The sequence below is a fragment of the Fulvimonas soli genome, assembly GCF_003148905.1.
GTDB classification, from domain to species: domain Bacteria; phylum Pseudomonadota; class Gammaproteobacteria; order Xanthomonadales; family Rhodanobacteraceae; genus Fulvimonas; species Fulvimonas soli.
Genome location: NZ_QGHC01000010.1, coordinates 1 through 21000, shown reverse-complemented (window position 1 = coordinate 21000; position 21000 = coordinate 1). Strand labels below are relative to the sequence as shown.

15 protein-coding genes are annotated in these 21000 nt (G+C 71.0%); 8 read left to right on the top strand and 7 right to left on the bottom strand.

All coding sequences use genetic code 11. The features are described from left to right. Positions 1-3: 3 nt before the first annotated feature. Positions 4-939 carry a glycosyltransferase family 2 protein gene (locus C7456_RS13160; RefSeq protein ID WP_109724278.1) on the top strand — a complete coding sequence of 312 codons (936 nt, stop codon included), beginning with the start codon at positions 4-6 and terminating at the stop codon, positions 937-939. 24 nt (positions 940-963) lie between these two features. Continuing rightward, positions 964-3684, top strand: a complete 2721-nt coding sequence (locus tag C7456_RS13155; RefSeq protein WP_109724275.1) for a hypothetical protein — start codon at positions 964-966, stop codon at positions 3682-3684. Here the strand turns inward: C7456_RS13155 and rimI are convergent. From rimI to pssA, 3 genes are read right to left on the bottom strand one after another with little or no spacing between them, the layout of a single operon-like run. Next, positions 3615-4091, bottom strand: a complete 477-nt coding sequence (gene rimI, locus C7456_RS13150; protein WP_109724274.1) for a ribosomal protein S18-alanine N-acetyltransferase — start codon at positions 4089-4091, stop codon at positions 3615-3617. The two genes, C7456_RS13155 and rimI, sit on opposite strands and share 70 nt — an antisense overlap. A 3-nt stretch (positions 4092-4094) precedes the next feature. Next, complete coding sequence (locus tag C7456_RS13145; protein ID WP_109724355.1) at positions 4095-4583, bottom strand: hypothetical protein; 489 nt, start codon at positions 4581-4583, stop codon at positions 4095-4097. Continuing rightward, entirely contained in the window at positions 4580-5362 is a 783-nt protein-coding gene (gene pssA, locus C7456_RS13140; protein ID WP_109724272.1) for a CDP-diacylglycerol--serine O-phosphatidyltransferase, read from the bottom strand. Before pssA ends, C7456_RS13145 begins: the two co-directional genes overlap by 4 nt. Before the next feature lie 106 nt (positions 5363-5468). Between pssA and C7456_RS13135 the strand changes: the two genes are divergently transcribed. The 3 genes from C7456_RS13135 to C7456_RS13125 all read left to right on the top strand — a co-directional run bounded on the left by C7456_RS13135 (position 5469) and on the right by C7456_RS13125 (position 8511). After that, the gene (locus C7456_RS13135) at positions 5469-5885 is read left to right on the top strand and encodes a DUF4124 domain-containing protein (RefSeq protein WP_109724270.1); all 417 of its coding nucleotides are present in this window, start codon (positions 5469-5471) and stop codon (positions 5883-5885) included. A gap of 269 nt (positions 5886-6154) precedes the next feature. After that, on the top strand, positions 6155-7852 hold the full coding sequence (locus C7456_RS13130) for a proline--tRNA ligase (protein WP_109724268.1): 1698 nt from the start codon (positions 6155-6157) through the stop codon (positions 7850-7852). A 338-nt stretch (positions 7853-8190) separates the two neighbouring features. Then, complete coding sequence (locus tag C7456_RS13125) at positions 8191-8511, top strand: H-NS histone family protein (RefSeq protein ID WP_109724266.1); 321 nt, start codon at positions 8191-8193, stop codon at positions 8509-8511. Between the two features lie 1143 nt (positions 8512-9654). Here C7456_RS13125 and C7456_RS13120 read toward each other — a convergent pair. The 4 genes from C7456_RS13120 to C7456_RS13105 all read right to left on the bottom strand — a co-directional run bounded on the left by C7456_RS13120 (position 9655) and on the right by C7456_RS13105 (position 14255). Continuing rightward, on the bottom strand, positions 9655-10926 hold the full coding sequence (locus C7456_RS13120; RefSeq protein ID WP_109724265.1) for a threonine/serine exporter family protein: 1272 nt from the start codon (positions 10924-10926) through the stop codon (positions 9655-9657). Continuing rightward, positions 10923-11375, bottom strand: coding sequence for an NfeD family protein (locus tag C7456_RS13115; protein WP_245889867.1), 453 nt, complete (start codon positions 11373-11375; stop codon positions 10923-10925). Before C7456_RS13115 ends, C7456_RS13120 begins: the two co-directional genes overlap by 4 nt. 51 nt (positions 11376-11426) lie before the next feature. Beyond that, positions 11427-12383: an SPFH domain-containing protein gene (locus C7456_RS13110; RefSeq protein WP_109724263.1), complete on the bottom strand. Its 957-nt coding sequence runs from the start codon at positions 12381-12383 to the stop codon at positions 11427-11429. Between the two features lie 252 nt (positions 12384-12635). Further along, complete coding sequence (locus tag C7456_RS13105) at positions 12636-14255, bottom strand: alpha-glucosidase family protein (protein ID WP_109724261.1); 1620 nt, start codon at positions 14253-14255, stop codon at positions 12636-12638. A gap of 440 nt (positions 14256-14695) precedes the next feature. On the opposite strand from C7456_RS13105, the gene C7456_RS13100 reads away from it, so the two are divergent. From C7456_RS13100 to C7456_RS13090, 3 genes are all read left to right on the top strand, one after another. After that, positions 14696-17614, top strand: coding sequence for a TonB-dependent receptor (locus C7456_RS13100; RefSeq protein ID WP_109724259.1), 2919 nt, complete (start codon positions 14696-14698; stop codon positions 17612-17614). Between the two features lie 174 nt (positions 17615-17788). Continuing rightward, positions 17789-19309, top strand: coding sequence for a tryptophan halogenase family protein (locus C7456_RS13095; protein ID WP_109724257.1), 1521 nt, complete (start codon positions 17789-17791; stop codon positions 19307-19309). A 17-nt stretch (positions 19310-19326) separates the two neighbouring features. After that, complete coding sequence (locus C7456_RS13090) at positions 19327-20904, top strand: alpha-amylase family glycosyl hydrolase (RefSeq protein ID WP_109724255.1); 1578 nt, start codon at positions 19327-19329, stop codon at positions 20902-20904. The last annotated feature ends 96 nt before the right edge of the window (positions 20905-21000 follow it).

Below are 21000 nucleotides of genomic sequence, written 5' to 3'. Positions count from 1 at the left end.
CGCATGCAGAAGCTCGAGGTCGCCGTACTCATCCCCTGCTACAACGAGGCGACCACCATTGGCGACGTGGTGGCCGACTTCCGCGCCGCGCTGCCGGAAGCGCGCATCTACGTCTACGACAACAACTCCACCGACGGCACCGCCGCGGCGGCCGCCGCGGCCGGCGCGGTCGTCCGGCACGAGCCCGAGCAGGGCAAGGGCGCGGTGGTGCGCCGGATGTTCCGCGACGTCGAGGCGGACTTCTACCTGATGGTGGACGGCGACCGCACCTACGACGCGGCCTGCGCGCCGCGCATGCTGGCGCTGGCGCAGGAGCGGCTCTGCGACCTGGTGAACTGCGCGCGCGAGGAGGCCGACGACGGCGCCTACCGCGCCGGCCACCGCCTGGGCAACCGCATGCTCACCGGCGCGGTGCGGTGCATCTTCGGCAACCGGCTGCACGACATGCTGTCCGGCTACAAGCTGTTCTCGCGGCGCTTCGTGAAGTCGTTCCCGGCCACCTCGATCGGCTTCGGCATCGAGACCGAGCTGGCCGTGCACGCGCTCGAGCTGCACATGCCGATCGCCCACGTCGCCGGCCCGTACCGCGGCCGGCCGGCCGGCTCGACCAGCAAGCTCAGCACCTACCGCGACGGCCTGCGCATCCTGCTGCTGATCCTGCAGCTGTTCAAGCACGAGCGCCCGCTGCTGTTCTTCTCGGCGATCGGCGCGGCGCTGGTCGCGCTGTCGACGGCGCTCGGCATCCCGCTGCTGCAGGAATACCTGCGCACCGGCCTGGTGCCGCGCTTCCCCACCGCGATCCTGGCCACCGGCATCATGCTGCTGGGCTTCCTCGGCTTCGTCACCGGCCTGGTGCTCGACACGGTCACGCGCGGGCGGCGGGAGACGAAGATGCTCACCTATCTCAACCATCCCTTCCCGGCGCGGCATCTCGAATAGGGTGCACACGCCTCCGGACGCGGCATGAACCTTCCGAAGACGCCTCTGAAGAACCTCCTGCCGCCGCTGTTGCTGCTGCTCCTTCCCCTGCTGGTCAACCTGCCCGCCCTGGCCGGGTGGTACGTGACCGACCCGCTGGCCTTCTTCGGCGGCACGGGAGTGAGCGGGAAGCACCACGCCGGCTATCCCTGGATCGACCCGAACGTGGGCTTCCAGGCCCAGGCGCTGGGCAGGCTCTCGGCCGAGCAATGGCTCTCGGGCCGGGTTCCCTGGTGGAACCCGTACAACGGGGCCGGGCTTCCGCTGGCCGCGGAGGCGCAGCCCGCGGCCCTCTTCCTGCCGTTCATCCTGCTGATGCATTTCCAGTCGGGCGGGCTCTGGCTGGAGGTGCTGCTGCAGATGCTGGCCGGCATCGCCACGTATGCGCTGCTGCGCCGGATCGGCCTTTCCCGGACGGCGGCGCTGGGCGGGGCGCTGCTGTTCGAATTCAACGGCACGTTCGCCTGGCATGGCGCGCCGATCAGCACGCCCATCGCGTTCCTCCCGCTGCTGCTGCTGGGCATCGAGCAGCTGCGCGCGCGCGTGGCCGCCGACCGCGCCGGCGGCTGGCTGCTGGTTCCGGCGGCGCTGGCCTGGTCGATCTACGCCGGCTTTCCCGAAACCGCCTATATCGACGGCCTGTTCGCCGGGCTCTGGACCCTGTCCCGGCTGGCCGGGCTGGAAAGGCGGCAACAGGTCCGCTTCGCAGGCCGGCTGTGCCTCGCCGTGGGCGTCGGCCTGCTGTGCTCGCTCCCGCAGATCGTGCCTTTCGCCGAATTCGTGGCGCTGTCCCACGTGGGCGGGCACGAGGGCTTCTTCGCGCACGTTCCGCTTCCCGCGCCCTCGCTCGCGCAGACCCTGATGCCATGGCTCTACGGGCCGATCTTCGCCTACGACGGCCCGGCCGGCGCCGTTGCCGCGAGCTGGCGCAACGTCGGCGGCTACTTCAGCGTGCCCGGGCTGTTCGTCGCCCTGCTCGGCCTGGCGTACGGCCGGCGAGGCCTGTGCCTGCCGCTGCTGGGCTGGATCGTCCTCTGCCTCGCCAAGACCTACGACGTGCGCCCGGTCAGCGACCTGGTCAACCTGCTGCCGATGATCAAGTCGGTCGCGTTCTTCCGCTACGCGCCGCCTTCCTGGGAGTTCGCGGGCGCCGTCCTCGCGGCGATGGCGCTGGACGGCATGCAGCGCCGGCCGCAGCCGGCGCACCTCGCCGTCCTGGCCGCCCTCGCCGCGACGGCGCTGTGCGCGGCCGTCGCCCTGCGGCTCGCGGGCGATCCGGTTCGCGCCCTGCTGGAAGCCCCGCATCATGCCTTCACGACCGGCTCCCTCGCCTGGGCTGCATGCACGGCCGTCGTCGCCGCCGCGCTCGCGCTGTCGCACGGCCGTCTGCGGCGGGCGCCGCACCTGCTGGCCGTCCTGCTCGCGCTGGACGCCTGCCTGCTGTTCGTGCCGCCGATCCGCAGCGGTTTGCGCGAACCTGTCCAACACGGCCATGGGACCGCCTTCCTGCAAGCCCATGCCAGGCTGCAGCGGGTCTACTCGCTGGGGCCGCTGGCGCCGAACTACGGCGCTTTCTTCGGCGTCGCCCAGATCAACCACAACTATCTGCCCGTCACGCGCGATTGGGTGGACTACATCCATGCGCGGCTGGACCCGCAGGCCGACATGGTCACCTACACCGGCACCGCGAACCTGTCCGGCAAGGATTACGTCGCGGAACTGGCCGGCACCCGGCGCGGCGCCTATGAGGAGCTCGGCGTCAAATACGTGCTGGCCCAGGCGGGGACCCACCCGTTCGCGGAGGCCATGCTGGCAACCACCGCGCGAAGCCAGCCGACGCGCGCGTTGCCGCTGGAGCCCGACCGTCCGGTCGTCGTCGCATGGACGCCGGCCGCATCGTCATCCCTGTCGTTCGATGCCGTCACGGTGCTGATCGGCAACTACCGCGGCGAGTCCGACGGCGTGCTGAGGGCCCGGGTCTGTGTCGCCCTGGCGGATTGCGCCGAGGGCGAGCGGGCGCTCGCCGGTTCGGTCGACAATGCGCCGCTGGCGATCCGGCTGGACCGTCCGCTGCGCATCGACGCCTCCGGTCCGCATCCTCCTGTCGTCGAGGCGACGATCACCCAGGCCGGAAGCCGCCATCCGGTGGCGCTGTGGCTGATGGACGCGGACGAAGGGCGGCGAGCGCGCATGGACGGAAACCGCGCGACGCTGGTTCCGAAGCTCGGCCTGCTTCCCGCGCCGGGCCAGCAGGACACGCTGCCGCGCGCCGTCTACGAGGGCGACGACATGGCCATCTACGAATTGCCCGCTCCCAGGCCCTACTTCGAAGCCGAAGGCGGCGACTGCAGCCTGCAGCCGTCCGGCCGTACCCGGGTGTCCCTCCACTGCGAGGAACCGGCCCGCCTGCTCCGCCGCGAGGCGTTCTATCCCGGCTGGACCGCCACGGTGGACGGCCGGCCGGTACCGCTCGAGCGGGCCCACGGGCTGTTCCAGGGCCTTGCGGTCCCCGCTGGCACGCATGCGGTCGCCTTCGACTATCGCCCCACCCATGCGCTGCCGATGCTCGGCGGATTCGGCATCGGCCTGTTCGCCCTTGCGGCGGGAGGGGTGCGCGAATGGCGCAGGAAGCCGACTCAGCGCAACGGGGACGCCAGGTCCAGCTCCATCACGATGGCGTCCTCGCGCCCGTCGCGGGCCGGGTAGTAGCGCGGCCGGCGGCCGATCTCGCGGAAGCCGATGGAGTCGTAGAGCCGCTTGGCGACCGGGTTGGACGGCCGCACTTCCAGGAACACGCGCTCGGCGCCGTTCCAGCGCGCGATGTCGAGCAGGCGGCGCAGCAGGTGGCGGCCCAGGCCGCGGCCGCGCCAGTCGGCGCCGATGCACACGTTGAGCACGTGCGCCTCGCCCGCGCCGACGGAGAGGATGCCGTAGCCGGCGGTCTCGCCGTCCACGCGCAGCACCCAGCAGGGATGGCCGGCCTTCAGGCAGTCGGCGAAGATGCCCTGCGACCAGGGGAACTCGTAGGAGGCGTTCTCCAGCGCGCTCACCGCCGGCAGGTCCTCGCGGCGCATCGCGCGGATCTCGACCTCGGGCCGTGGGGCCGCGACCATCGCTCAGCCCCCCGCGCCCGCCAGCGCGCGGCGCAGCTGGCGCAGCGCGGTCCACAGGCGGCGCTTGCCGGCCGCGCCGGCCAGCAGCTGCGCCGGCTCGTCCACCAGCACGATCTGCGCGGCGTTCAGCGCCGCGGCCGGCAGCTCGCGGCCCAGCGCCTGCGCCTGCGCCGGGCCGAACACCAGGTAGGCCGGCAGCTCCGGCAGCGCGCCGGCGGGGCGGCCGTCCACCACCATGATGCGCGGCGCGCGCGCCAGCTCCGCGCCCGCGGCCAGCAGCGCGCGGCCGAGCAGGTCCAGCTCGCGCGCCGCGCAGCCGCCGGGCAGCAGCAGCGCGCAGCGGGCGGCGGCGATGGCATCGGCCGGCGACGGCGCGCCGGCCGGCGTGGCTTCGGCGGATGCGGGCAGGCGCAAGGTCCACGGCGTCAGACCCAGCGCCCGCAGCACGCGGGCGCGGCGGGCGGGCGCGGCGGCGGCCGGCGACGGGTTCATGCCGCCGCGCCGCGCCGCGCGCGCCGCCGGCTGGCCAGGCCCCACAGGGTCAGCACCGGGCCGGACAGCAGGTAGAGCGAGAACACCGCCAGCAGCACGGTCGGCGGGTCGAGGTAGAGCAGCACCAGCAGCAGCACCAGCACCACCACCCACCAGAACGGGATGCGCTCGCCGTGCCCCATCGGCAGCGACTTGAAGCTGTAGTAGCGGAAGCGGCTGACCATCAGCAGGCCCACCACCACCGCCAGGAACGGCGTGACGAAGCACAGCTCCGCGCCCGGCACGCCGAACTTCTCCATCGTCCAGACGAAGGACATGCACACCGCCGCCGCCGCCGGGCTGGCCAGGCCCTGGAAATAGCGCTTGTCGATCACGCCGACCTGGGTGTTGAAGCGCGCCAGCCGCAGCGCCGCGCAGGCGGCGTAGAGGAAGGCCGCCGCCCAGCCGATCTTGCCCCACAGCGGCCCGAAGCCCTTCAGCGCGGCCAGCGACCAGTCGTACAGCACCAGCGAGGGCGCCAGGCCGAAGCTGACCAGGTCCGACAGCGAGTCGTACTGCACGCCGAACTCGCTCTGCGTGCCGGTGAGCCGCGCCACGCGGCCGTCCATGCCGTCCAGCAGGGCCGCCACGAACACCGCCACGGCGGCCTCGGCGAAGCGGCCGTCGATGCTGGCCACGATCGCGTAGTAGCCGGCGAACATCGCGCCGGTGGTGAACAGGTTCGGCAGCAGGTAGATGCCGCGGTGGCGCGGCGTGCGGACGGGCGTGCTGTCGCTCATGAAACAATCCGTGACGGGCTGCGCGCAGTGTAAACCATGCGGCTTGAGTCCAGCCCGGCGGGGTGCTAACAAGGGCGGCGGAATCCAGACACCTCCGGAGAGGCCCATGCGTCGTCCCCTGCTCGCCCTCGCGCTGCTGCTGCTCGCGCCGCTCGCCGCCGCCCAGGTCTACAAGTGGACCGACGCCTCCGGCACCGTGCACTACTCCGAGACGCCGCCGCCGCAGGGCACCAAGTACCAGCAGATGACCCTCAGCGGCAGCGCCGAGCCGATCGCGCAGCCGTCGAGCAGCGAGTCGAGGGAGAACCGCCCCGAGCCCGAGGCGCCGGCCAGCGTCGCCGACACCCCGGCCAACCGCGCCAGGCTGTGCGCCTCGCTGAAGTCGAACCTGGAGACGCTCAAGGGCAGCGGCCCGGTGGTGATGCAGGAGGGCGGCCAGCAGAAGGTGCTGGACGACAGCCAGCGCAAGGCGCAGATCGACGCCGCCGGCCGGCAGTACCAGCAGTACTGCGCCGCGCAGTAGGCATTGCCTGCCGGCGCGGCGGGCTGCCGTCGCCATTCGGATTTGCCTTGCCTCGCACGCCTGCGTCATTCCCGCCTGCGCGGGAATGGCGCCCGTTTACTCCGTGCGCATCCGCGCGTATCGCCACCATTGAACCACTGACAATCGACGCCTGGAGAACCCGGGCACGACGCCGCCTCTGCCGCCCGGCCGCTGGCCCGCACGGACCGGCCAGGCGCCGGCCGCGCCCGCTATAATCGGCGCCTTTATCGCCGGAAATCCCAAAGCCCATGCGCCTCAGCCAATTCCACCTGGCCACCGTCAAGGAAGTGCCCGCCGACGCCGAGATCGCCAGCCACAAGCTGATGCTGCGCGCCGGCATGATCCGCAAGCTCGCCGCCGGCCTGTACACCTGGTCGCCGCTGGGCCTGCGCGTGCTGCGCAAGGTGGAGGCCGTGGTGCGCGAGGAGATGGACCGCGCCGGCGCGGTCGAGCTGCTGATGCCGACCATCCAGCCCCGCGAGCTGTGGGAGGAGAGCGGCCGCTGGGCGAAGTTCGGCCCGCAGCTGCTGAAGATCAGGGACCGCAAGGAGCAGGAATTCTGCTACGCGCCCACCGCGGAGGAAGTGATCACCGACTACGCGCGCAACGAGCTGAAGAGCTACAAGCAGCTGCCGGTGAACTTCTACCAGATCCAGACCAAGTTCCGCGACGAGATCCGCCCGCGCTTCGGCGTGATGCGCGCGCGCGAGTTCCTGATGAAGGACGCCTACTCCTTCCACCTCACGCAGGAGTCGCTGGCCGAGACCTACCAGGCGATGTACGACGCCTACGCGCGCATCTTCGCCCGCCTGGGCCTCGAGTTCCGCGCGGTGCAGGCCGACACCGGCGCGATCGGCGGCAACGCCAGCCACGAGTTCCAGGTGCTGGCCGATTCGGGCGAGGATGCGCTGGTCTTCTCCGACGGCTCCGACTACGCCGCCAACATCGAGAAGGCCGAGGCGCTGGCGCCGGCCGCCGCGCGCCCCGCGCCGGCGCAGGAGCTGAAGCGCGTGGACACCCCGCGCGTGCGCACCGTGGAGGACGTCGCCGCGCACTTCGGCGTCCCCGCGTCCGCCGTGCTCAAGACCCTCCTGGTGCAGGGCAAGGACGGCCTGGTCGCGCTGTGCCTGCGCGGCGACCACGAGATCAACGAGGTCAAGGTCGGCAAGCTGCCGGAAGTCGGCGGCGAGCCGGTGCTCGCCACCGAGGAGCAGATCCTCGCCGTCACCGGCACGCGCCCCGGCTTCATCGGCCCGGTCGGCCTGCCCGCCGAGGTGCCGGTGATCGTGGACCGCAGCGCCGCCGTGCTGGCCGACTTCGTCTGCGGCGGCAACGCCGACGACACCCACTACACCGGCGCCAACTGGGAGCGCGACGGCCGCGTCACCCGCGTGGAGGACATCCGCAACGTGGTCGAGGGCGACCCCTCGCCGGACGGCAAGGGCACGCTGCGCATGGCCCGCGGCATCGAGGTGGGCCACGTGTTCCAGCTCGGCGCCAAGTACGCCGAGGCGCTGGGCGCCACCGTGCAGGACGAGGCCGGCAAGCAGCGCGTCATGCTGATGGGCTGCTACGGCGTCGGCATCAGCCGCATCGTCGCCGCGGCGATCGAGCAGCGCCACGACGAGGCCGGCATCGTCTGGCCCGAGCCGATGGCGCCCTGGCGCGTGGCGGTGTGCGTGATCAACCCCAAGGGCGACGCCGCGGTCGCCGCGGCGGCCGAGTCGCTGTACGCGGAGCTGTCGGCGCGCGGCGTGGAGACCGTGCTGGACGACCGCGGCCTGCGCCCCGGCGCGATGTTCGCCGACATCGAGCTGATCGGCATCCCGCACCGCGTGGTGGTGAGCGAGCGCGGCCTGGCCGCCGGCACGCTGGAATACCGCAAGCGCGACGAGGCCGAGGCCCGCGCGATCACCCGCGACGAGCTGTTCGCGCTGCTGGACTGAACCGCGCGCCCTGCCGTGCGGCCGTCCGCGACGGCCGTGCGGCGGCCGGTCGCCGGTTATCTCCGGGCCAATGCCGGCCCGAATCCCGCGGCGTTCCCCGGCTTATCCCGCGCGGCAAGGCGCATTACCGCAAGGCGCGAGTGGGGCGCCAATTCCCGGCAAATGCCCGCCCCGGCATGCCGCTAATTGATGATTCCATCACACTGATTCGCCGGTTTTGCAATCATCCTCGGAATAAGCGAGAATTCGCCGCGAACCAGGAAGGCGCATTACCTGTCAATGACGACGGGCGACGTTTTTCCCTTTACTTTGCGCGATGGCTACCCGGAGATAAAACCATGGCGGTCGATATCAAAAGCCTAAACCACAATCAGCTCAACGACCTCATCAGCAAGGCGCAGCAGCGCCAGCAGGAACTGCGCAAGGAAAAGGTCGCCAAGCTGCGCGAGAAGATCCACGCGCTGATCAAGGCCGAGGGTTATGCCTTCGAGGACATTTTCGGCGGGCGCAGCAAGGGCCGCCGCAGCGGCGGCACCGTGGCGCCGAAATACCGCAACCCGGCCAACCCGGAGCAGACCTGGTCCGGTCGCGGCAAGCGGCCGCGCTGGTTCAACGATGCGCTGAAGGCCGGCAAGAAGGAAAAGGATCTGGCGATCTGAGCGCCATGTTCCGCGGGGATGAAAGACGCCGGCCTTGTGCCGGCGTTTTTTTGTGTCGTCTTGTCGGTGGCTTTTTTCGATTGACGCTGGCCGGAGAGGGGGGTTGGTCTCATGCCGGTGTCGTGTGATGCGTGCGGTGGCTTGGCATGCGCTTTCGCCGGGGTTCCGCCGTTGAACGGCGAGTGCCGATACTTGCGCCCTGCATTCCGTGCGAGCGTGCCGCGATTGGGCCGCCTGCGGCGGGTTTCGGTCGCCTGCCGGCGACCCAATCACTCTCGACGGGTTTACGCCGCCGAACGGTGAGTGCCGATACTTGCGTCCCGCATTCCGTGCGAGCGTGCCGCGATTGGGCCGCCTGCGGCGGGTTTCGGTCGCCTGCCGGTGACCCAATCACTCTCGACGGGTTTCCGCCGCCGAACGGTGAGTGCCGATACTTGCGCCCTGCATTCCGTGCGAGCGTGCCGCGATTGGGTCGCCTGCGGCGGGTTTCGGTCGCCTGCCGGCGACCCAATCACTCTCGACGGGTTTACGCCGCCGAACGGTGAGTGCCGATACTTGCGTCCCGCATTCCGTGCGAGCGTGCCGCGATTGGGCCGCCTGCGGCGGGTTTCGGTCGCCTGCCGGCGACCGAGCTACTTTTCTTTGCGGGCCCAAAGAAAAGTAGCCCAAAGAAACGGCCTCGATGAGCCCGCCGGGACTACCAGCCCGCTATGTCGAGGAGCCTGGATCAACGGGGCGCCTCCCGATCTACGGTGCGGCCACCCCGCCCCGCTCGGGAACCGGGGCACAGGGTGTCGCACCACGTGCGGTTGGGTTGTGGATGGGTGCGTGCGGCAGCTCGATGCCCCTGAGCGCACCGCTCCGCTTCTCTTGCTTCGGCTCCCGAGCGGTCGCGGGGTGGCCGCGCCGGCTCCTCTGGAAGCCGCAAGCTGGCAAGGCAAGGCGTGGCCGTGCACGCTCTTCCCTTTCATCGGGATGAACCAGGCCGTTTCTTTCGGTTCCCTTTCTTTGGGCCAGCAAAGCAAGGGAACTCGCTGGCCGGCAGGCCAGCGAAACCCGCCGTAGGCGTCCCACTCGCGGAAGCCCATGGGCAGCGCCGAAGAAAACCCGACAAGCGCCCCCAGTGCCATCCCGGACGCGAGCTCAGAGCGAGCGCCGCGGCGACACCAGCAGGTCGCCGAACAGCAGCCCCGCCACCAGCGAGATCAGCAGCGTCACCAGCAGGATGCCGGTATCCATCCCCAGCGTGGTGTCGCGCTCGAACAGGTAGGACACGCTGCGGAAGCCGACGCTGCCCGGCACCAGCAGGATGATGCCCGGCTCGCGGATCACCGCGCCGGGCCGGTGCGCGAAGCGCGCGTACAGGTTGGACAGGCCGCCCAGCAGCAGGCCGCCGAGGAAGACGCCGAACGGCGCGCCCGGGATCGCCCCGGAAATGGCGCCGCCCCAGCGCGTGGCGGCGTAGCCGAGCACCACCGCGCCCATCACCACCGGCCAGTCGCGCCAGGCCGCGCGGAACAGCAGCGCGAACGCCGCCGCGCCGAGCAGCAGCGCGGGATAGTCGGTCCACGCCGGCAGCGGCGGGAGCGCGTAGCTGCCGCCCTCGATGCCGAGCGCGGCGCACACCTGGCTGGCCGCCACGGTGCCGAAGGTGAGCTTGAGCAGGGTCGCCACCGCGCCGCCCATGCGCGCCACGCCCGACACCAGGTGCTGGCTGGAGATCTCGCGCACCGCGGTGGTCAGCGACATGCCGGGCACCAGCACGATCAGCGCGGCCAGCACCACCGACTTCACCGCCAGCGGCACCACGTAGGCGCTGACCAGGGTCGCCACGAAGGTCGCCACCAGCGCGCTGATCGCCTCGCTGGCGGCCGCCAGCCGCGGGCGCGTGGCCGACAGCACGGTGATCAGGCCGATCACCAGCCCGATCGCGCCGGCCGCGAGCAGGTCCGCCCAGGCGCTGTGCAGCAGCAGCGCCACCACGCTGGCGGCGGACAGGCCGTAGCTGCCGACCACCGCGGCCTGCGCGCGCCGCGTGTCCGGCCGGCCGAGCTCGCGCAGGCGGTGGAAGCCCTCGCGCAGGTCCAGCTCGCCGGCGATCGCGCGGTCGGCGATGTCGTCGGCCTCGCACAGCCGGGCCAGGTTGACGTCGCCCGGCGCCAGCCGCATCACCTGGGTGACCTTGGCCAGCGCCTCCTCGCCCTCGGCGAGATCGGCGAAGGAGATGATGATCGCGGTGGGGCTGGACCACACGTCGGCGACCAGGCCCAGACGCTGCGCCGAACCGGCCACCGCCATCTCCAGGCGCGGCGCCGAGGTGCCGTACTGGTGCAGCCGGCGCGCCAGCTCGACCAGGAAGGCGATGCGCGCGTTGAGCGGCGCGGCGGCGGCCGGCGCCAGCACCGCCGGACTCATGCGGCCGGCCGCACGCGCAGCGTGGTGCCTTCCACGCCCGTCACTTCCACCGTCGCCCCCGCCGGCAGGTCCGGCCCGCTGACCAGCCACTGGCCGTCGCCCACCTGCGCCTTGCCGCGGCCGTTGACGATGGCCTCGGCCAGCACGTAGCGCTGGCCGATCATCTGCTCGCCGCGCCGGTTCAGCCGCTGCGCATGGCCGCCGTGGCGGCGCTGCAGGCGCGGCCGCAGCGCGTACCAGTACAGCGCGCAGGCGGCCAGCGCGAAGGCCGCGAAGGCCAGCGCCTGCGCCAGCGGCGACAGGCCGGGCACGAGCAGCAGCAAGGTGCCGGTGGCCGCGGCGCCGATGCCGATCCACAGCAGGAAGTAGCCGGGCAGCACGATCTCCGCCGCGATCAGCAGCAGCGCGACGATCCACCACAGGTAGTGCATGGCGAAGGTTGGCGACATCGTTGGTCCCCTGAAGCGTTGCGGGGCCGCGGCGGCCGCCGCGGCGTTGCGTCAGCCCACCGGCGGCGGCGCGCGGCGGCCGGCCGCCAGCTTCTCCTGCTGCTGGCCCAGCGATTCCCTGGCCAGCTCGGCGATGCCGGCCAGCGAGCCGAGCACGCCGGTGGCCTCGATCGGCAGCAGCAGCATCTTCTGGTTGGGCGAGTTGGCCATCTCCTTCAGCGCCTCCACGTACTTGTTGGCGACGAAGTAGTTGAGCGCGTTGACGTTGCCGCCGGCGATCGCCTCGGACACCATCCTGGTGGCCTGCGCCTCGGCCTCGGCCAGGCGGATGCGCGCCTCGGCCTCGCGGAAGGCCGCCTCCTTCCTGCCATCGGCGGCCAGGATCGCGCTCTGCTTCTCGCCGTCGGCCTTGAGGATCGCGGCCTGCTTGAAGCCCTCGGCCTCCAGGATGTTGGCGCGCTTCTCGCGCTCGGCCTTCATCTGCCGCGCCATCGAGTCGACCAGGTCGCGCGGCGGCGCGATGTCCTTGATCTCGATGCGGTTGACCTTGACGCCCCACGGGTGCGTGGCCTCGTCCACCACGCGCAGCAGCTGCGCGTTGATGGTGTCGCGCTTGCTCAGGGATTCGTCCAGGTCCATCGAGCCGAGCACGGTGCGGATGTTGGTCATCACCAGCGCCAGCGTGGCCTGCTCCAGGTTGGCCACCTCGTAGGCGGCCTTGGCCGCGTCCAGCACCTGGTAGAACACCACCCCGTCCACGCGCACCACCGCGTTGTCCTTGGTGATGACGTCCTGCGAGGGCACGTCCAGCACCTGCTCCATCATGTTCATCTTGCGGCCCACCGCCTGGTAGATCGGGACCAGGAAATGCAGGCCGGGCGTCAGCGTGCGGGTGTACTTGCCGAAGGTCTCCACCGTCCATTCGTAGCCCTGCGGCACCACGCGGACCAGCTTGGCCAGGCCGATCACCACCAGGGCGACGATCACCAGCGCGAATATCTGTCCCATCGACTTACCCCCTCCGTGTGACGTTCGGGCGAGTATAGGCGAGGTCGCGCGTGCGGCCGGAGTACGTCATTACATAACGGTGGCGGGGTGGCCTCGGTGCGAGCCGCCCCCTGCGGAAACAGTCTCTCGTGGGGCAGCTTCCTGCGGGAGCGGCCTCCAGCCGCGATGGCCCGCGGATCGCGGCCGGAGGCCGCTCCCACAAGGGTCATCCCCACGGAGGCAGGCCCCGCGAGGAAATGGCCCGCGCCCGCTTCAGCCGAGGCGCGCGAACAGGCTCCCGCTGCCGGGCAGGCGCAGGCGGCGGCCGTCGAGCGCGCCCTGCAGCAGGCCGTGGCCGTCGAGCGCGGCCGGCGGGGCCTCCAGCGGCAGCTCCAGCTCCACCGGCTCGCCGGAGAGGTTGAAGGCCACCAGCAGCTCCTGCCCGGCAACGCTGCGCACGAAGGCGAGCACCGGCTCGGCGGTGTCGAGGAAGCGGATCGCGCCCTCGCGCAGCGCCGGCTGCGTGTGGCGCCAGCGCAGGAAGGCGCGGAAGCCGTGCAGCGCCGAGCGCGGATCGGCCTCCTGCGCGTCCACCGCCAGCGCGCGGTGCTCCGGTGGCACCGGCAGCCACGGCGTGCCGCGGCTGAAGCCGGCGTTGGCGCCGTCCGCGGTCCACGGCATCGGCGTGCGGCAGCCGTCGCGGCCCTTGAAGTTCGGCCAGAAGGCGATGCCGTAGGGGTCCTGCAGCGCCTCGAACGGCACCTCGGCCTCGGTCAGGCCCAGCTCCTCGCCCTGGTACACGCACACCGAGCCGCGCAGCGAGCAGACCAGCGCGGTGAACTGGTTGGCCAGCCGCGCCGACGGCCGCGCGCCGCCCCAGCGGCTGAGCACGCGCGCCACGTCGTGGTTGGAGATCGCCCAGCACGGCCAGCCCTCGCCCATCTGCGCCTCCAGCCGCTCCACCGTGCCGCGGATGTAGCCGGCGCTGAAGTCGTCGGTGAGCAGCTCGAAGCTGTAGCCCATGTGCAGGCGCCGGCCGCGGGTGTACTCGGCCATGGTGGCGAGCGAGTCCTCCGAGGAGATCTCGCCGAGCGCGGCGACGTCGGGATAGCGGTCGAGCAGCGCGCGCAGCTCCTCCAGGAAGCCGAGGTTCTCCGGCTGCGTGTTGTTGTACCAGTGGTACTGGAACGCATACGGGTTGTCCGGGCTGAAGCCGCGGCCCACGCGCGCCTGCGGCGGCTTGGGCGGGTTGTCGCGCAGCTGCGCGTCGTGGAAGCAGAAGTTGATCGCGTCCAGGCGCAGGCCGTCGACGCCGCGGTCGAGCCAGAACTTCACGCCGTCCAGGATCGCCGCGCGCACCGCGGGATTGTGGAAGTTGAGGTCGGGCTGCTGGGTCAGGAAGTTGTGCAGGTAGTACTGCCCGCGGCGCGGCTCCCACTGCCAGGCGCTGCCGCCGAACAGCGACAGCCAGTTGTTCGGCGGCGTGCCGTCCTCCCGCGCGTCGGCCCACACGTACCAGTCGGCCTTCGGGTTGCCGCGGCTCTGCCGGCTCTCGCGGAACCAGGCGTGCTCGGCCGAGGTGTGGCTGAGCACCTGGTCGATCATCACCTTCAGCCCCAGCGCGTGCGCCTTCGCCAGCAGGCGGTCGAAGTCGGCCAGCGTGCCGAACAGCGGGTCGACGTCGCGGTAGTCGGCGATGTCGTAGCCGAAGTCGGCCATCGGCGAGGTGAAGAACGGCGCGATCCAGATCGCGTCCACGCCCAGGCCGGCGACGTAGTCCAGGCGCTCGATGATGCCGGGCAGGTCGCCCACGCCGTCGCCGTCGGTGTCCTGGAAGCTGCGCGGGTAGATCTGGTAGATGACGGCGCCACGCCACCACGGTGAACCGGTCATTCAATAATCCCTGGCTTGGCCAGCTGCGCGGACGGCGCTCTGGCGGACCGGCGCAGCTTAGCCTCAGCGTCCCGACGCGACGCAGGGGCCTGCATACGTATTCATGCCTGCTGCGCCTGCACAAAACGCGGCACCGAGCAAACGCTTCCGCGCACCCGCCGCGGGCGCGCCGCGCGCGCGGCCCGGGGCTTGCGGGCGGCGGTCCGGCGGGCCTTCCGCACGGCCCGGCGCGGCGCCGGCGGCGGCTCGTGCTGCATCGCAATGACGCCGGTCGCGGCTGCGTCATGAATACGTATGCAGGCCTGAGCTGCGCCGAAAACAACGTCACTATGATCCGCCCCGACACGCTCGACCAGAGAAGCGTGGACATTCGCCGCGGGAGCGCTGTCCCGCCACCACGCCGAGTGCGTGAACTCGAAGAGTTTTCCGGAGGGGAGAAAATGAGCAGATTTGAGCGCAACATCCTGGCGATGGCCATCGCTACCGCATGCTTCGGCATGGGCACCGTTGCCGTCGCGGGGACTGCGCCCACCGCGAACGCGGCGGGTTCACGGCAGACGGCGCAGGACCAGGGCCAGGACCAGTCCAAGCCGGATGCGTCCGACAAGGACAAGGACCGCCGCAAGGAGCCCAAGAAGCTGGAAGGCGTCGAGGTCAACGGCTTCGTCAGCAGCATCGAGAACTCCACCGCGCTCAAGCGCAACGCCGACACCATCGTCGAGGCGGTCTCGGCCGAGCAGATCGGCAAGCTGCCGGGCGTGTCCATCGCCGACTCGCTGGGCCGCCTGCCCGGCCTGGCCGTGCAGACCGTCAGCGGCCGCCCGCAGGTGCTCACCATCCACGGCCTGGGCCCGGACTTCTCCACCGCGCTGGTCAACGGCGGCGAGCAGGTCTCGACCTCCAACAACCGCGACGTGCAGTACGACCAGTACCCCTCCAGCTGGTTCGACAACGTGGAGGTGCACATCAGCCCCGAGGCCCGGCTGGTCGGCCAGGGCCTCGCCGGCACGGTGGACATGCACACCATCCGCCCGCTCGACAAGAGCGGCCCGGAGGCGGCGGTGAACGCCCGCTACATCTGGAACGACATGTCGCAGCTGGCCGACGGCCCCGGCGTGAGCAACAAGGGCTACAACCTCAACGGCGTATGGGTGCACCAGTTCGCCGACCACACCCTCGGCGTCACGCTGGGCGTGGACATGGAGAACAACCCGTCGCAGATCGAGCACCAGGCGCCCTGGGGCTACCCGGCCGACGCCAACGGCGACGCCGTGGTCGGCGGCTCGAAGAACTACGGCATCACCGACTCGATGAAGCGCAACGGCCTGCTGGCCACCGTGCAGTGGCAGCCGAACGAGCACTACACCGGCATCATCGACGTCACCGCCGACAACTTCAAGGAAGTGCAGCAGGCCAAGGGCATGGAGTTCCCGCTGTTCTGGGGCACCAACGTCACGCTGGACCCGGGCACGGTCAACCGCGGCTTCGTCGAGAACGGCACCTACGGCAACGTCAAGCCGATCGTCCGCAACGACTACAACAGCACCACCGCCCGCGTCTACAACTTCAACTGGGACAACCAGTTCACCATCAACGACAACTGGACGGCCGACCTCGACGGGAACTACTCGCGCGCCACCCGCCGCGACATCAACCTGGAGAGCTACTCCGGCACCGGCTACAACATCGGCGGCGGCGCCAGCGACACCGTCGGCTTCGACGAGCGCGGCAACGGCCTGCTCTACCTCGACCCGTCGCTGGACTACGGCAACGGCGTCGTGCTGACCGACCCGGACGGCTGGGGCGCCGGCAGCGATGTGGTGCAGGCGGGCTTCATCAACGCGCCGCGCACCGTCGACTACCTGGCCAACCTGCGCCTGAGCGTGCAGCGCTCCTTCCTCAGCGGCCCGATCTCCAGCGTCGAGTTCGGCGTGGTGCGCGGCACCCGCAACAAGACCTACGACATCGACCAGACCTTCCTGACCCTGGGCGGCGGCTTCATCAGCGGCGGCGGCGCCGTCGAGACCGCGCCGATCACCGGCGGCGGCACCTGCGACCCGCTGGCGTGGATGGGGATCGGCTCGCAGGTCTGCTACAACCCGTTCGACCTGATCGACAACGGCACGCTGGTGGGCGTCCCCACCTTCATGTCGTCGCTGTCGCTGCCGCCGAACTGGAAGGTGCGCGAGCGCGACCTCACGCCGTACCTGCAGTTCAACATCGACACCAGCCTGGGCGGCGTCAGCCTGCGCGGCAACGTGGGCATCCAGGTGGCGCACACCAGCCAGACCTCGCAGGGCGAGCGCGTGGCGCCGGGCAGCGACCTCACCGGCGGGCACACTCAGCTGGTCCCGGTGAGCGGCGGCACCAGCTTCACCCGCTACCTGCCCAGCGCCAACCTGATCTTCGGCTTCACCGACAACGACGACCTGCGCGTCAGCGCCGCGCGCACCATGGCGCGCCCGCGCATGGACCAGATGAACGCCAGCCTGGCGCTACACACTGATGTGGATCATCTGCAAAGCACTGATCCTAACCAGTCCTACTTCAGCGCCTCGGGCGGCAACGCCAAGCTGCTGCCGACCATGGCCGACAACTACAACGTCAGCTACGAGCACTACTTCTCCGGCGACGCCTCCGGCTACCAGTGCAACTCGGCCGACTCGAAGGCCTCCGACCTGTGCCGCAGCGGCGGTGGCGGCGGCTACGTCGCGGTGTCGGGCTACTTCATCAGCCTGCGCGACTACATCAACCCGAATGCGGCCTACTTGTACGACTTCAGCGCTTTCCTGCCCTACAACCTAAGCCCGTCAGACTTGGCGCAGTTGGGCACTACCTTGGGTACGATCTCGGGCCCGACCAACGACGGCCACGGCTACGTGAAGGGCGCGCAGCTCACCCTGAACCTGCCGTTCAACCTGCTCACGCCCGCGCTCGACGGCTTCGGCACCATCCTCACCGGCAACCGCACCAAGAGCTCGCTGGTGTACGCCGGCAACAGCTCGCCGATCACCGTGCCGGGCCTGTCCAAGTGGGTCGCCAACGGCACGCTGTACTACCAGCACGACGGCTTCGAGGCCCGCGTCAGCGACAGCTACCGCTCCGACTTCCTGGGCGAGGTGTCGGGCATCAGCGCCTCGCGCATCGAGCAGACCCTGCGCGGCGGCAGCACCTACGACGCGCAGGTGAGCTACACGTTCAACAGCGGCCCGCTCAACGGCCTGACCCTGATCGCGCAGGGCTCGAACCTGTCGAACAAGATCTTCACCACCTACCAGAACGGCGACCCGCGCCAGGTGCTGACCTGGGAGCGCTACGGCCGGCGCTACGAGGTGGGCGTCTCGTACAAGTTCCAGTAACCCTGTTGCGCGACTCCTCCCAAGTGCCCCGCCGGACGTCCTTCGGCGGGGCTTTTTTTCCATGGCCGCGCCCCGTGACGGCCATGCGCCGCAAGGCGCCGCGCCCGCCGAAGGTCTAGGCTGGGAGCATTCCCGGCCGCGGCGGGGACGCGGCCATCCGAGCGAGAGACTGCCATGGGCAACCAGACCAACGAGCTTCCCGTCCGGCGCGTGGTGATCGTGGGCGGCGGCACCGCCGGCTGGATGACCGCGGCGCTGCTGGCCAAGGCCTTCGGCCCGCGGCTGTCGATCCGGCTGGTCGAGTCCGACGAGATCGGCATCGTCGGCGTGGGCGAGGCGACCATCCCGCAGATCCGCCACGTCGGCCGCTTCCTCGGCATCGCCGAGGACGAGCTGCTCAGGGCCAGCCGCGGCACGATCAAGCTGGCGGTGCAGTTCAACGACTGGCGGCGGATCGGCGACTCCTACGTGCACGCCTTCAGCGACGTCGGCCTGCCGCTGGGCCTGGCCGCGTTCCAGCACTACTGGCTGCGCAGCCGGCGCGAGGACCCGCGCGCGCCCGACCTGTGGGCGTACTCGATCTGCGCGCGGGCCTGCGCCGCCAACCGCTTCGCGCCGATGGAGAACGTCGGCGGCAGCCCGCTCACCGGCATCCGCTACGCCTACCACTTCGACGCCGCGCGCTTCGGCCGGCTGCTGCGCCGGAACGCGGAGGGCAACGGCGTGGTGCGCACCGAGGGCAAGGTGGTCGACGTCGCGCTGCGCGGCGACGACGGCTTCATCGAATCGATCCGCCTGCACAGCGGCGAGGTGATCCCCGGCGACCTGTTCGTCGACTGCTCCGGCTTCCGCGGCCTGCTGATCGAGGGCGCGCTCAAGACCGGCTACGAGAGCTGGCAGCACTGGCTGCCGTGCGACAGCGCGGTGGTCGCGCCCAGCGAGCACGGCGGCACCATCCGCCCGTACACCCAGGCCAGCGCCCAGCAGGCCGGCTGGCAGTGGCGCATCCCGCTGCAGCACCTGGCCAGCAACGGCCACGTGTACTGCAGCCGCTTCGTCAGCGACGACGAGGCGGCCGCCACGCTGGTGCGCAACATGGAAGGCCCGGCGCTGGCCGCGCCGCGCCAGCTGCGCTTCCACACCGGCATCCGCAACAAGGTGTGGAACCGCAACTGCGTGGCGCTGGGCCTGGCCAGCGGCTTCATCGAGCCGCTGGAGTCGACCAGCATCCACCTGATGCAGTCGGCGGCCGGCCGCCTGCTGACGATGTTCCCCGACCGCGGCTTCGACCCCGCGCTGGTCGACGAGTACAACCGCCAGACCCGCGCCGAGTACGAGCAGACGCGCGACTTCATCATCCTGCACTACAAGGCCACCGAGCGCGACGACACGCCGTTCTGGCGACGGTGCGCGACGATGGACGTCCCCGAGGGGCTGGCGCGCCGCATCGGGCTGTTCCGCCGCACGGGCCACGTCTTCCGCGAGGGCGAGGAGCTGTTCACCCTGATGGGCTGGCTGCAGGTGTTCATCGGCCAGGGCATCGTCCCCGAGCGCCACCACCCGCTGGCCGACGCCCTGCCGAAGGCGCAGCTGGACGAATTCCTCGCCAACATCCGCACCCTGGTCGACCGCGCCGTGGCCGCGATGCCCACGCATGCCGAGTACATCGACCGCCACTTCAAGGCCGCCGACTGAGCGGTCCGGAGCCGTCCATGAGAAAGCGCACGCCCGCACGATCCTGCCTGTGGCTGCTGGCCTCCGCCGCGCTCGTCCTGGCGTCCGCCGCCCCCGCGCGGCAGGACGGCGGCGCGCGGCCGGACGCGCCCGCGACGGCGCAGCCGCCGTCCGGCGTGTGGTACGAGATCTTCGTGCGCGCCTGGTACGACACCGACGGCGACGGCATCGGCGACTTGAACGGCGTCACCGCCAAGCTCGACTACCTGAAGTCGCTGGGCGTGGACGGCCTCTGGCTGATGCCGGTCAACCCCTCGCCCAGCTACCACGGCTACGACGTCACCGACTACGAGGCGATCAACCCGCAGTACGGCAGCATGGCCGACTTCCGCCGCCTGCTCGCCGAGGCGCACAAGCGCGGCATGCGCGTGATCATCGACCTGGTGATCAACCACACCAGCGACCGGCACCCGTGGTTCCAGGCCGCGCGCGATCCCGCCGACCCGCACCACCGCTGGTACACGTGGGCCGGCACGCGCGCCGACCTCGGCGCCGTCAGCGCCACCGGCGGCCCGGCCTGGCACGCGCTGGACGGGCGGCACTACCTGGGCGTCTTCACCGGCGAGATGCCCGACCTCGACTACGACACGCCCGCCGTGCGCGAGGCCATGGTCGGCGTCGGCCGCTACTGGCTGGACCTGGGCGTGGACGGCTTCCGCCTCGACGCCGCGCAGCACATCTACCTCGACTTCCAGTCGCAGTGGGGCGACCCGCGCGCGGTGGCGAAGAACGTGCGCTGGTGGCAGGACTTCCGCGCCGGTCTCGCCGCGTCGAACCCGCGCGCCTACCTGGTCGGCGAGGTGACCCAGGACTCGCCCGCCGGGCTGGCCCCGTACGTGCGGCCGCTGGACGCGGTGTTCGACTTCCCGCTGGCGGTGCGGCTGATCGAGAGCGTGAAGCAGGAGCGCGACCGCGGCATCCTCGCCCAGGCGCTGCCGATGGCCGCGGCCTACGCCGCCGCCGGGCGCGCCACCGGCGACGCGCCGTTCCTGTCCAACCACGACCAGGAGCGCGTGATGAGCCGGCTGCAAGGCGACGCCAGGCACATGCGCGTGGCCGCCGCGCTGCTGCTCACCCTGCCCGGCGAGCCCTTCGTGTACTACGGCGAGGAGCTGGGCCTGCAGGGGAAGAAGCCCGATCCCGACCTGCGCGAGCCGATGCGCTGGAACCGCCGCGCCGACGCGCCCGGCGAGACGCGCTGGAAGCCGCTCACCGCCAACCGGGGCGGCGACGTCTCGGTGGAGGCGCAGGATGCCGACCCGCGCTCGCTGCTCAACCTCTACCGCACGCTGATCCACTGGCGCGCCGGGCTGCCCGCGCTGCGCGAGGGCGACCTGCACGGCTTCGACGCCGGCGATCCGCAGCTGGTGGCCTACACGCGCGCCACGCCGGGGCAGAAGCTGCTGGTGGTGCACAACCTGTCGGGGCGCGCGAAGACGCTGCCGCTCGCCCCGACGCAAGGCTTCGCCGAGCTGCTGCGCAGTACCAGCGCCGGCGCGCGGCTGGACCATGGCCGCCTGCTGCTGCCCGCCTACGCCAGCGCGGTGCTGCGCTAGCTGTGGAGCTTCAATAGGTTGTTTTGATCAAGCGTCAGTCGAGCCATGGGTGTCTGACCACCAAGTGCGCTGTGCGGACGGTGGCAGTTGTAGTGG